A 13,903-nucleotide genomic window follows, 5' to 3' on the forward strand; every position below is an offset into this window, starting at 1 on the left:
GCAATTATTTAAAAGTCATGCAAGACTAGTGGGGCAGGCACCATACTAAACATTCTCTCACTCAAAGTTATCGAGCATTGCACGCACTTCGGATGTTGACTTTGTGCTCATCAGTTGATTTCTTAATTCACCTGCTCCTCGAAATCCTTTGACATAGATCTTAAAAAAGCGATGCAGAGCTGTGAATGGACGAGTCTCTAATTCTTTGGAATATTGATCATAGAGATCAAGATGCAATCTTAGGAGATCAAGCAATTCCTTACTGTCATGATCTTTCGGCTCTTTTTCAAAGGCAAATGGATTTTTAAATATACCACGCCCGATCATCACCCCATCAACACCATATTGTTCAGCGAGCTTCAAGCCGGTTTGACGGTCAGGAATATCCCCATTGATCGTCAAAAGCGTATTTGGTGCGATCTCATCACGAAGTTTCTTGATCTCCGGAATTAGCTCCCAATGAGCATCTACTTCGCTCATTTCCTTTCTTGTACGCAAATGAATAGAAAGATTAGCGATGTCTTGTTTCAATATATGTGTTAGCCAATCGTGCCACTCGTCTACTTCCGTGTAACCAAGCCTTGTCTTCACACTTACAGGCAATCCTCCTGCTTTGGCTGCTTGTACGATTTCTGCAGCGACTTCTGGACGGAGAATCAGGCCACTTCCCTTTCCTCTGGAAGCCACATTAGGTACAGGGCAGCCCATATTGATATCCACACCCTTAAATCCTAGTTCTGCCATACCAATACTCATTTGCCGAAAATTTTCGGGCTTATCCCCCCATATATGGGCCACAATTGGTTGTTCATCTTCTGTAAAAGTCAAACGCCCACGTACACTTTGTTTCCCTTCTGGGTGGCAATAGCTCTCCGTGTTTGTAAACTCCGTAAAAAATACATCAGGTCTAGCGGCCTTACTCACTACATGGCGGAAAACAACATCCGTCACTTCTTCCATTGGAGCTAGTATAAAAAATGGACGTGGTAACTCACGCCAAAAGTTCTCTTTCATATTCAATCCCTCTCACTATAGGACACTAAGTTAAACCCATGTCCCCAAAATAAAAAGCAAAGTTGTCCCTGCTTACTTTACACTTATACCATGCCTAAGTGCTTTTTATCAAACTATCGTGAAGTTTGATTATTATACACTTTAATTTTAACAAATAAAAAGTAAAAAAATCGAGTTGAAGTAGTTGAGTGAGGATCGAGAGGCAGTTGCATTGTCTTGGTTTCTACTACATAATGTTGGAAACTCTTTTGTTAAAAGTTGAGCACATCATACATGCACTTCATCTATTCCTAAGTTTGTAAAAAAACTACTTCCATAAAAAAAGGCGCGAGACCCTCAATGGAAAAGCACTGAGGGGCTGGCACCGAGAACTCATCTAAAACCAATAGTTAAATTAACTGCTCACTCCTCAAAAATGAATAGAGTGGAACAATTCCTTTAATTGCGCGTTTCTCTAACTCAATTCAATCTGACGTGTTTCTTTCCCGAAGATTGCAAGTATCACTACGCCGATGACGATACTTACGCAAAACAGCGCGAAAATGAAACCAATGGAGTAACCTGCAGCAACAAGTGAGCCTACAAGGAGCGGTCCGAGAATCCCGCCGACACGCCCAATTGATGCAGCCATTCCAGCGCCTGTCCCACGAATGACAGCTGGATATTGTTCAGGGGTATAGGCATATAAAGCCCCCCAAGCACCGAGGTTAAAGAATGATAAAAAGATACCCGACACGATCAGGACTGTCGTTGTTTCTGCATGACCGAAAATAAGGGCTGAACCCGCCGTCCCCAGCAAATAAGTAACAAGCACGAACTTTCTCCCTACTCGTTCAATAAGCCAAGCAGCTGTAAAATAACCCGGCAGCTGAGCTAAAGTCATGATCAATACGTATTCGAAGCTTTGTATCATACTAAATCCTTTCATTACCATTACACTTGGCAGCCAAAGGAACATCCCATAGTATGAAAAGACGACCGTGAACCAGACCATCCAAAGCACGAATGTAGAGCGTGCATGTTTCTTTGACCAAACGTCCCGAACGTTTTGGCCAATCGATCGTTTCTCTACTTTCTTAGGTGAAAATGCAGGAGAGTCCGGGAGATTCAACCGTAAATAGAGGGCATACAAAGCAGGGATTGCTCCAAGAATAAGGGCAACTCGCCAGCCAAATGAAGGAATAACAAAATATGAAATAAGTGCTGCAATTAGCCATCCAAATGCCCAAAAGCTTTCAAGTAAAACAACAACTCGCCCACGCTCTTTCGCCTCTACACTTTCTGATACGAGCGTCGAAGCAACAGGTAATTCTCCACCAAGCCCCATACCAACAAAAAAGCGCAAAACTAAAAAGGCAAATAGAGTAGTCGTTAATGCGGATACACCGCTCGCAAGCGAAAATAATAATAGGGTGATAATAAATATATTCTTCCTCCCAATCCGATCCGCCCATAGGCCGAAAAGGAGCGCACCAACAGCCATTCCGATCGAGTTCACACTCCCGATCCACCCCATCTGTTCTGGTGTCAAACCCCAATCAGTTTTAAGTGCTGCAATAATAAACGAAAGCATCCCAACATCCATTGCATCAAACATCCAGCCGAGCCCTGCGATGCCAAGAAGCTTTCTCTTCGAAATTGTTTTTTCTGTCACAATGTTTTCCTCCTACTGTCTTGACAATTGTCATTACTATTTACTTTAATAGGATTCAATCAAAAAAACAATAATTATTTTCTGCTGAAAGGCTTAGTATGATCCATTTCTTCCTAAAAAAGTACCAGCCCCCTAGCATAGTAAAACTGCACTATTGGAAAGGCAGCATATATTTGAGCAATACAAAAGCTTTTTAGAATCCTTGGTCTAATCTAGAGCTTTCTTTTCCATAAAAGAAAAGACGAACCTTATTAAAGTTCGTCTAACATCTAGCTATTCAAACTCCCTTTTAACCAAACGCGGGGACGGTACGGACCAACAGGAATTTGGATAAGGCTTGTTTTTTCTTTCGAATTAACTCCGTAAAGTTCATCACTTTGGTTCGAGTCGAATCCTAATAATGGGTGTCCCCCCATCTCTAGAGCACATGCTGTCAAGAGCAGCCTTTGCAGAAGTATACCTGCTTCCATCTGTTGAATTCTGTATCCTCTATAGCCCAGTTCCTTTTTTAGGTGGTCCCTCTCTCCAACAATATGCAGACAGAGAGGTACCTGAAACAGATTTACAGTTGGTGTTATTAAACAATTTTGCATATACTCCCGGAAATCCCCCTTCGATATTCTCCGAAGGGCATGAGCACTTTTGTCATAGGCGTAAGCACCATCTTTAACACCTTCCACATTATAAAAAGTGCCATACAAATTTAAACCCGACTCAAGATTCCCCTGTGTATTGTTAAGGTCTTTTTGATATGAAAATGAGAAAGTCTCTTTTAATAAAGTGGATACTTTTGTTTGACTGACTTTTCCTATCATAAAATCAAAATCAGGAGAGTGCCGCTCTCTGCAAATAGATGCCAGATCGTAAGAAATTTCCTCCGTAAATGGAAGCATGATTAACTCTGAACCTAATGCATGGTTAAGTGAATCATCTTTTTTTATGTTCACAAATGAATGTGTTGTTTCCAACATTGAGGCTTCATTGATCTCTTTCAGCAATGGGTAATCCATGACTCTCTTTGAACGGTTATATGTTACATGCTTGAGCAATGGAACTTCCCGGGATAATTCCGTTGCAGAAATATTTTTTTCTAGTTTAAATGGCTCCACATTATCAATAGTCGGATAAATAGATAATGGAATCACAGCATATATACTTTCATCCTGCTGGGATAGCCCAAGCAAATGATTGATAGAACGGTCTAGAAATTGGTAACATACCCGTGCCCGGAACCCCATCCTATCCGCCACTTCCAACGATTGCCCAATAAGCACTCCTGCATCTAACCCTTGTAACCTGTAAGAGAAATTATTGTATTTATAAAAATTTTTCCAGAAAACCGTCGATACAAAAACAGTGCAAAAACAGTCTGATAGATTATAACGATTTCCAAGACTTCTGGATAAGTAGGAGTCATAGTTGCCTTCACGGAGCAATAAAAGGCGATGGTGTGCAACATCGTAATGGTAAACTCCTTCTGGTACATCCTCCAACTTTAAGTACACGTATAATTCATTTGGATACAACGCTCCACCAGAGGGAACAAATCTGCGAAATAATTGGGCATAGCTTACAGCAGCTTTTTCCTCGGTGCCCTCAATGAAAGCAGTTTGAGAGTATCGAGTAAGACCATATACATACCATAAGTAATGACCAAACTCCTCCAGGCTGGGTTTTGAAGTAGCTTTCCTCCCTTTGAGAGTTAACGGTGCATCTGCGGTAAGTGGAATCTCTTGTAAGCCACGGTACAGTTTATAGGGAAGTGGGGCGTCTTCCCAATCCGGTTGCCAATCCGATGGAAGAAGTTTATCCGTATCAAAATGCAGATTGTATAGGAATGTATTTAGTTCCAATATGAAACCTCCTACTTTTACAGTTATGGAAAAGGATGGGGATGGGTATTCAACTGTTCATATGTTAACGGTTGCTCTTTAAACCCGAGTTTTACAGGTACGTTGAGTACCCGTTCAAGACCTTTTATACGTGTAAGGTGATGTCCAAATGTCATTGGCAGCATTCCAGGAATTAATACCTTTACACAAAATAAACCGTTCCTTTTGGTTATAGGTGATGTTTGGTCAACCACAATGACTTCCAAGCCTAATCTGCGGAACCTATTTAGAAGATCCTCAACATCATCCTTCAAATCAGGATTCACCGGCGGGCATTTAAATTCCTCATCAAATGTACGTAAAGGACGATTTTCATCCAATAAAAAGCTCAGGTTCTCCTCTGCTTCTCTTAGTCCGTAAAGCATGCCATGGTCCACCATAGTACGCACTGCAAACGGATTCTGTAACATTTCCTCATATTTCTGTCGATTTTTCTCCAATATTTCGTCATGCCTAATCATCATTCCTGCAAGCTCGAAAATCGCACTTTTTACTGCCTTTACAGGATCAGGATTAGCTGCGCCTGCACAAATGATGTTTGCACCCTTGGATCTTCTGTTTTTTGCCACTGCCCAAACGCTCGGAATTCCATGTTCCATTGTCGCATTGTAAAAATGCAGGTCATAACCAGTGACTTCACGAATCCGGCTAACCATCAACTGCAATTCTTTATCGTTTGCCGAACTAAGGTCAAGACGGGGAAGGGGGAGCTGTGCATACCAGGTTAATAAGAATGAGTCTCGCTCAACGACTTCCATTATGGCATGGAAAATTGCCTCCTCTATACTCCCTCCCAATGCACAACCGTTGGAAGTCTCATAAACAAATCCTTCTCCATATCCCAAACTGTAATAGGCCAGTAACTCCGGAACCAGAATAGGGCGTTCTTGTAAAAATGAATATCCCCAGACCCAATTCATTGGTTTATCAGGATGGAATGGTTGAAATGGAAAATCGGGCTTTGCATATTGTTCTATCTCATGCAAACCGACCTTTGCAGGATTTAGTGCTATATCGGCTAAATTGTGATAACTATCACGAACTACCTTCCTTTTGCCGCGAGGTTCGATTCCGCAATATCTTTCCAAACCCTCTAAAATGGCAGTTAGCTCACTCATTTCATAAGAATTAGACCTGCCTGCTACTCCCTCGTCCCCATCAAACAATGGCATGTTCACTAAAACATCAGCGAACGGCAGCCTGGAATCCTGCATTTTCCCGTTCATGATCCCAGTACGATAATCCAGATAATCTTTGACTAGCACGTTCTTTAATTCATCAATCGAACGGCATCGGTAACCAGCAGGCTCCAATTTAGGACTAGCTTCTAACCTGATTATTGCTAATTCATCTGTGTCTTCAGGGATTGGACTGCACATTGGGCACAACGGATCTGGCAAGAAAAAATGGCTGGAGATCGTTAACGTTTTCAGATTTGTAATGAACATCCGTTCTCCTAAGCCGTTTTGCTCTCCTTGAATTATCTTCATCACTTCGTTGCTAATCAAGATCGCCATTTGCCATAGTCCTGTTCGTGATGCCCATGCATCACGAAGTAAACCTTCTGTTGTTGTCATTCTCATTCGAAGCCCCAACGTCTCCTTGCGATCAGGTCCAGCTAACAAAAGTCGTATGTCAGCACAATGAGAACATCCCGGTACATCAGGGCGAACAAATGGACCAATTATTCCCTCACCATACGAAATGAAACCCCGAAGCCACGGAATACCTAAGGCCCTTAACCTCTCTTCGGCTTTTAGATGAACGGATGGTTTCCATGTATCGTGCAGCACAAGAATTAATTCTGTATTTTCGGGAACCTCTTCAAGAATGCTTTGGCGCCTTAAAGAATAGTTTGGGGACAATTGATCATAGACATATTCCGCTAATAAACCCTCACCATCTATAAGTATAAAAGCAGACATTAGGATCCCCCCTCTCTAATCTGAACTCCAAACACCCCTGCCAGCTCTTGTTTTAAAAACGGCTCAAAGGCTAAGTCATAGATTACTAGCCGCATGCGGTTCCGGTTCAATACCTGAATAGACGATTGTAATAGCTCTTGAGACGAGGTGTCATCACAAGATGGGATATCCAGTCTGTTCTCGCTTTTTCCAAGAAAAACGGTTGACTCCATCTCTTGCTTTACTGTGGAATACACTTGGTTTTGAGCATCCATAAGCGCTTGTTCCAATGCATTTCGTAATGCTAATGTTGTATTTAAACCTACACTTTTATACCAACTGCCATTCGACCTTACCGATACTACTGGGAACCCTAGTACATCCTCATTAAAACCAATTGTTGGAGCACCATTTAAGGTGGTCAGGGCATTAAAATAATATCTGCATCGCTTATCTTCTAAGGCTCCCAATTTCATACGATAAACCGTACTCTGCCTATCGTCCTTTCCTTTTTTCAATTCTTCGCCTAAATATACTTGAAGGCCTCTACAAACAGACTCTGCGATTGTTTCTCCAGCACCGATGCCTATAAATTCCTCAGATATGTTCGCACCTATCTTATTTTTCTGATGTTTGTATCCCAAATTGTGCAAATTGATCATTTGTGAAACATACATTTCAATGCCCGTAAGCCCGGCCTCTTTTTTTGCATCCTCATGTGTTAGTCCCGCACAGACAACTTCAGGAAGAAGCTCTGCCGGCCCCACTGATAATGGGTTAACTGCTTGAACATAGCACTGTGCAAGTGGAAGTTGGGGTAAATTTCGTTCCTCCCATGTATGGAAAATTCCTATTTCTTCAGACGTTAGTCGGCTGAAATACTCTAAGAGGTTACTCGATGGTTCATTTCTGTCCGTTTCCTGTTTTAGGCGTAAATCAAAATCTTCCACTAGTCTTAGAGCATCACCTTTAGACATACTCAATGGATGTGGGATGAAGTAAAGCCAGTCTCCTTCGAGGGTTTCAAGATCAAGCATATAAATTTGATGACTCTCATTGGATTCTGCAATCCCTGTAGCCCTTTTGAAAAATTCGAAAACAGAAACATTTGCCAGAATCGATCCCGCTGTTGAAGAGAAGGATTGAGGCTGCCGATCTTTTTTTAGTGCTGAGTGATGAATTCTGCGCCATGCAGACTCCCAACATCCATCCCTATCCGGTCGATTAAATGGACCAGATAGTCCCACCTGGTCTAAATAGATGGATGGCATAAATGCCTTCTTTTCTTCTTTGCAAATCAGATTAAGATCCCTTAGTTCATTTATATTGCCATTCTGCGAGACGTATAGAATCCAATCATAAGGCTGAATGGCTTCTCGCCAGAAACTGCTCCCCGCGTCTTTATGAAAGGGTACTTCCTTTATCTCGACTTCGGAATCGCTCTTTCGGGCATTTTGCACCAGGTCAGTTAGCCTTTGCCAATTAGTTGGAATGGAATCTGTGACCATGACATTTATTTTGGGCAGACCTGATTCGATAAACGCGGAAACCAATGAAACCATAAAGGGGCCAGAGCCAACAGCCAGAACTTTCGCCTGACGGTATTCTTGAAAATGGTACGCACCAGAATCCATAAAGTTCTCTATAAATTCGATTTGTGAAGCATACTTTTCAAGAATGTTTCGATTCAATTGATGAGGAACCTCTTTGCTTAGATCCCGAACAAAACCATTGTTGTGCAACGTTTCTCCAATTTCATACACCCTGTCCCGATAAGGGGCAGTTAATCCATTTGTTAATTCTCCCATTGTATGTTCTCCATTGAACATGGGAAGTAATTTTTCAATCCACTGATAGATTGTATTGCCTTCCATACGGAATGAGCTTAAGTTGTTTCTAAAATACACACCACCATTTGGATCTGGAATAAAGAAAGTATCCCTTTTGGCCTTCAGACGTGAGGACGAGTCCAGTTTTTTCATTCAGCTCCTCCTTATTCATAATCGTACAAATCATGCACTATCAGTTTATGTACGAGTTTTTGTCCAATATGATAAAGAAAACTCGCCGATTGGCGAGCCTTGGAAAGTCGAAGACAGAGGTGTAGTTGCACTTATACTTAGCTCCTAAAATTTTCGACTGCGTCGAGTAATCCATCGCGCTGAAAATTTATAATTTCCTAACGTGTAAGAAAAGCGCAAGCGCCCAGTTCAGCGGCGTATGGCCTGGTGCTAGACATTTCTCAAAGTTATATACTTTTTTAAATTTAAGAAGTGCCCCGGCGACAAATTACGCAGGGGCATTTTTGATTCACAAAATTAATTTTCTCTTCAGGAAATTACCCGACGCCAAATAGATCAAACTGCCAAACCAATTAAATAAAACCGAAACAGCTAAAGCCGATACCAAAGCCGATACAACTGAAACCGAAACATCCACCACAGCCACCACAGCCACCACAGCCAAAGCAGCCAAAACCACCACAACGAAATCCTCCACAACGGAAACCACAGCCACCGCAACGGAATCCACAGCCTCCACAGCGCCTGCTCATCATATGCGGGTCCTGGCTCTGAATATCCATAGGAACTAACTGACCAACTTGATAAGGGTCGATTCCCAACCCTTGTAGCTCATTTTGAAACATTCTGCATTCTTCCTCCCCATTGTCTTTTATTATTAGTCTAAACTTGAATAGAGAGTGGAAAAGTCAATGCTTTCTGTGTATACGAAATCATTAGGTACGATGTGTACTCTCTTCAACAAAATATGTTTATTTTAGGTCTCTGTTACTAAACAAAGAGCCTATTTTGCGTTGAAGTATTTTAATATTGCTAAAATAAAACTTATGGTTGATGCCTATATTCAGTCCGCATATTTTTTTGCCTTAATTCTTATCGCCTTTGTGTAGTAATATTGCTAAAACAGCTTGGACACCCATAATATTGATATATTGCTTTCTCTTTTTGTTTTACATTCTTTTCAATTTTTAGTTTTAAGAGTTCATTTCCTTCTCTCAAAGACTTAATTTCTTGAGAATATATATCAATTAATTCTGTTAATTTTAGGTTGAAATCATTCAAGATTTTCTCTTTTATAACATTGTTGTCTGTCACACTAATCCCCTCATTTATAAAACGAATAAAGATATTAGTATAATAATATATTTTTTTACATTTCCAACTGTAAATGGAGATACTCTTATTTTCTAAAGTCTGTAGCTTAAGCGTGTACAGTTGTATTAAAAAATAATGATGATATTCATTAACAGCTGCTGCAATGTCCTTCTTACTATTTTCAATTGCTTTGTCCTTAGTAAGAACCCCACTACAACTGTTGCAGCTGCTGAAAACAGGAACAGATACTATATAAAAAAGGCTTCCGCTAAATATAGCGAAAGCCCTGGTTTAAGCCAATTACAACTGGCTCTTCTTTTAATTCTGCGGCTGGTCCGAAAAACTCGAAATGAATATTTTCCTCTGGTACACCCCCACTCTGAAAGAACGCGGTACATCATCTTCATAAATGGAGTTGGACCACAGAAATAAAAATCGGCTTGATTATTCGGTAAGATTGATTTCTGCCATTCTAAATCTACATATCCTTCTTTATCATAGCTTTTTTCTGCATGATCCTGTTCAGTCGGTTGGGAATAGGCAACAAAGCTTCTTACGTTTGCATGTTCATCTGCCAGTTGCGCAACATGCTCTTTCATCGCATGTAAGCGGCTGTTTAACGCACCATGTATTAAAGTAACCTCACGTTCTGGCTGCACTTCTACTATTGTATTTAACATACTAACCATAGGCGTTAGGCCAACACCGCCACTTAATAAAACGGCTGGTTTATTATTTGATTCAAGAACAAAGTCACCTGCAGGTGCGCTAATTAGTAGAACATCACCTGTTTGGATCGATTGATGTAAGTAATTAGATACAACCCCTTTGTCTTCACGTTTTACGCTTATACGATAATAATCTTTTCCTGGTGCATCAGATAAGCTGTAATGGCGAAGTTGTGTATTCTCTTGGTCCTCAGGTTTTACTTTTACAGCAAGATATTGACCTGCTTGATAAGAGGAAATTGCTCTGCCATCTTCCGGTTTCAAATAAAAGGATGTAATAACATCACTTTCTTCAACTTTTTTATCCACGATAAAGCTTCTAAAACCTTCCCAACCACCAGGCTGTTCTTTTGCTTCTTTGTACATTTCTTTTTAAATGCTGATAAATGCATCAGCAATTACTCCATAAGCCTCTGCCCAAGCCCCAATAATTTCATCAGTAGCCGCATCACCTAATACATCTTTAATCGCCGCAAGTAAATTTCCCCAACAATTGGGTAATGCTCCGGCAATATGTTCAAAGCTCTGTGCTTTTGACCGATTAGTTTTACTACAGGAATAATGGCACCTAAATTATCGATGTTGGCCGCAGCTGCATAGACTGCGTTGGCTAATGCTGTTTGCTGACGTCCTTGTCTTTGATTCGCATGGTTAAAAATATTCAATAATCCTGGGTTGTTCGTAAAACAATAATTGATAAAAACGAGTTGTAATATCTTTTCCGTGTTTTTCTAATACAGGAACCGTACTTTTTACAATTTCAATTGTTTTTTGAGATAACATATGTTGACACCTTCCTAAACATATATTTATTTTACATGTTTATCACTATACTAATATAGAATAAAAAGATATATTTATAATGCATCTTTTGGAAAGGTTGTCACATTTATATGGGGATTTGTTCCAAAGGTGCTATAATGTAAAGGATCTCAGAAAATATAAGGTGAAACTTCATCAGTGGGGGTTTTTCGACAGAAAGGAATTGTTAGTGCCGACGTCTCTTTAGGAAATGCACCCTTAGTCGGCCCCATTCCCCACTGATTGTTAGTTGAACCAATCACGCTCAAAGCTCCACGTCCTGTGGCTTTCGCCTGACTAGGACATCCTGTCCGTCGTCGGGCCTTTACGGGGAGTTGCCCCCACTTATTCTCCATTGTTTATACTCGAATCCTTAAAGTGGAGGTCTTACTGCCCGTTAATCTGCGATAAGGAGATATCACAATTGCGGTTGACTAATTATAAGGATTACTCCTTGCGTGTGTTAATATATTTAGGTTTAAAAAAAGATGACGAATTAGGTACGATTAAGGATATTGCAGGGTTTTACCATATATCAAAAAACCATCTAATGAAGATCACTCATGAGCTCGGCAAACTAGGCTATATTGAAACGATTCGCGGCCGTAACGGTGGTATTCGGCTTGCTAAGCATCCAAAAGACATCAACATCGGGGAAGTCGTTTCAAAAACAGAGGAAGACTTTCACATCGTTGATTGTTTCAGCCAAGGCGGAAACTATTGCGTGATTTCACCCACCTGTAAATTAAAGCACGTGCTATTCGAAGCCCTTCAAGCATTCATTAACGTTTTAAATGATTATACATTGGAGGACTTAATTGAAAATAAAGATGATATTTATCAGCTTTTACGTACTTAAACATCATATTTGAAACCTCAAAAGCCGATTTCCAGAGGAAGGAAATCAGCGATCAGATTATAATATCTAACCTTGAATGCTATGAATTTTAGCATTCACAGTTTAAAAATACCCCTCTTGATTAAAGGTCATCATTTAAAAATAAAAAGTTCAAAGGCAACTCCCATAAGGGCTAGTTGCCTACTCCCACCAACCCCTTGTTAAACTTTTGTCCCCACTACTTTAAGCACATTACTTCACAATTTTTATCTCTCCCTTTAAATTTTGAGTTAAAGTTTTAATAGTTTTCTCACAAATAATTTCATTAATAGAATACAGAAATAAGAGATTTCAGCCTTTATTAATTTGGAACAAACATAATTAAAGACTAGTAAATCGGTTGCGCTTTCTTGGGGATTTAGTAACCCTGGGGTGAGAGGAAAGTCATCCTCCATAGGCGTTACCGTTGCGTGCTCGACTATCGGTAGTTGGAAGCCAAGATTTAGATGGGATAAATCATTAGAAGTTGACACATACATCGACTTGCCACCGGGCCATTATAAGATTATTACAAAACAATTGAGGTCAGCCAAATCTGGGGCTGACCTCGAGTACTTTATTTTAAATAAAAATCCTTATAGGCAGCGGAAAGTTCCTTGGTTGATCCATAAATCTTTTCTAGTGCTTCCACTGTTCTTTTATTAAGTATATCTAACTTATGTTCAGACCTTTTATCAATATAATCAAATTTCGAAAGGTAGTTTAACATCTCTAAATATTTATCTAATCCATAGGTTAAGACAAGATAATTTGAAATGAGAGACCCATCACGATATAAAGAAAACGCAGCTTCTACATCTAAATAGTCAATTTTTCCAAGTTCTTCGATTGATAATACACTTTTTGATATTTCAATCGCTTTCTTCGCTTTTTCCTCCACTACCGTTTGATCGAAATGAATCGCTCCAGCCTTATCCCGTTGTACTCTATTTTGTAAATAAGTAGCAAATCCCTCTTGAAGGTACAAAGAAGCGTTATCATTTGAAAGATCACTTAACATCTTGTGTGTAAGTTCATGTGCTAATATGGAAAAAACAGAAGAAATAGGCTGTTGCTCGGTTGAAATTTTTAATGATTCTCCCGTTTCATTCCAACCTGAAAGCTGCATAAATGGCACTGTGGCCGATGCCTCATCATCTGAGGAATAAATCTTTATCGAGATCGGGTTTGGTTTCCAGTGGAAATTATCAGAATAAAAAACAACGATATCTTTTGCATCAGTAAGCATTGTCTCGGCAGCTTCCGTTTGATTTCCTGTATAGTAAACAGTAATGTTGTTGGACTTATCTGATATTGTTTTAAACGGTACATCATTGAGCAGCCAAGCATCGCCATCTTTGATACATTCATATGTAACAGCATTCGTTTTACTTCCGTTTATTTGATCGTCCATTTGTACGGAGAATACCACTGTTCCCTTGGAATCATTTTCTTGTTGAAAACTGTTGAATGAAATGGAAATTTTAAAACCGTGATCTTTTTTGTAAATGACCTCGTCGATCCATCTTTGTTGTTCCTTAAAAAACACTTCGTTTTTCATATTTTGGAATTTCATAAAATCTGTTTGATTATTTTCCTCAACTGCTTTCACCAAGTTTTCAAAAGTCCATTCAGGTGTTCCTTTTTGTGCCTTAATGACAATTTCAACCTCTTTCTTTGGTATCTCTTTATTTACTACCTTTTTCTCTGATACCTCTTTTTTAATTTCCGTATTCGTTTTTGTACTACAACCAATAAGTAAACTACCAAGTAAGAAAAACATTAGAATCAAAGTATGTTTCTTCAAATAAAGTTCCTCCCATATGTAAAAGATAAAATATCGCCATCCAATAAATAACTTGTTACACCCATGGGGGATCTAGCTAATTTTAGATGGAATCATAAAGCTTTCTCCCT

The 13,903-nt window shown here is 39.8% G+C and carries 9 protein-coding genes and 1 pseudogene; 1 reads left to right on the forward strand and 9 read right to left on the reverse strand.

Annotation, left to right across the window (positions count from 1 at the left end):
* Positions 1-57 precede the first annotated feature (57 nt).
* The 8 genes and pseudogenes from H0173_RS13295 to hmpA all read right to left on the reverse strand — a co-directional run bounded on the left by H0173_RS13295 (position 58) and on the right by hmpA (position 11,091).
* Complete coding sequence (locus H0173_RS13295) at positions 58-1,014, reverse strand: tRNA dihydrouridine synthase (RefSeq protein ID WP_221847009.1); 957 nt, start codon at positions 1,012-1,014, stop codon at positions 58-60.
* 454 nt (positions 1,015-1,468) lie between these two features.
* Positions 1,469-2,611 (reverse strand): MFS transporter, encoded by a 1,143-nt coding sequence (locus H0173_RS13300; protein ID WP_260631185.1) that lies wholly within the window; start codon positions 2,609-2,611, stop codon positions 1,469-1,471.
* 326 nt (positions 2,612-2,937) lie between these two features.
* Positions 2,938-4,521, reverse strand: a complete 1,584-nt coding sequence (locus H0173_RS13305; protein WP_221847010.1) for a SagB family peptide dehydrogenase — start codon at positions 4,519-4,521, stop codon at positions 2,938-2,940.
* A 23-nt stretch (positions 4,522-4,544) separates the two neighbouring features.
* The gene (locus H0173_RS13310) at positions 4,545-6,485 is read right to left on the reverse strand and encodes a TOMM precursor leader peptide-binding protein (RefSeq protein WP_221847011.1); all 1,941 of its coding nucleotides are present in this window, start codon (positions 6,483-6,485) and stop codon (positions 4,545-4,547) included.
* Positions 6,485-8,446, reverse strand: coding sequence for a putative thiazole-containing bacteriocin maturation protein (locus H0173_RS13315; protein WP_221847012.1), 1,962 nt, complete (start codon positions 8,444-8,446; stop codon positions 6,485-6,487). The genes H0173_RS13310 and H0173_RS13315 overlap by 1 nt, the downstream gene beginning before the upstream one ends.
* A 392-nt stretch (positions 8,447-8,838) precedes the next feature.
* Complete coding sequence (locus H0173_RS22770; RefSeq protein ID WP_221847013.1) at positions 8,839-9,111, reverse strand: heterocycloanthracin/sonorensin family bacteriocin; 273 nt, start codon at positions 9,109-9,111, stop codon at positions 8,839-8,841.
* A gap of 247 nt (positions 9,112-9,358) precedes the next feature.
* Positions 9,359-9,580 (reverse strand): hypothetical protein, encoded by a 222-nt coding sequence (locus H0173_RS13325; protein ID WP_221847014.1) that lies wholly within the window; start codon positions 9,578-9,580, stop codon positions 9,359-9,361.
* 268 nt (positions 9,581-9,848) lie between these two features.
* Positions 9,849-11,091, reverse strand: a pseudogene (gene hmpA / locus H0173_RS13330) (NO-inducible flavohemoprotein).
* Positions 11,092-11,533: 442 nt separating this feature from the next.
* Here hmpA and H0173_RS13335 point away from each other — a divergent pair.
* Positions 11,534-11,968, forward strand: coding sequence for an RrF2 family transcriptional regulator (locus H0173_RS13335; protein ID WP_221847015.1), 435 nt, complete (start codon positions 11,534-11,536; stop codon positions 11,966-11,968).
* Between the two features lie 595 nt (positions 11,969-12,563).
* Here H0173_RS13335 and H0173_RS13340 read toward each other — a convergent pair.
* Complete coding sequence (locus H0173_RS13340) at positions 12,564-13,793, reverse strand: M1 family aminopeptidase (protein WP_221847016.1); 1,230 nt, start codon at positions 13,791-13,793, stop codon at positions 12,564-12,566.
* Positions 13,794-13,903 lie beyond the last annotated feature (110 nt).

Source organism: Bacillus sp. S/N-304-OC-R1 (assembly GCF_019749375.1).
Classification (GTDB): Bacteria; Bacillota; Bacilli; order Bacillales; family Cytobacillaceae; genus Cytobacillus.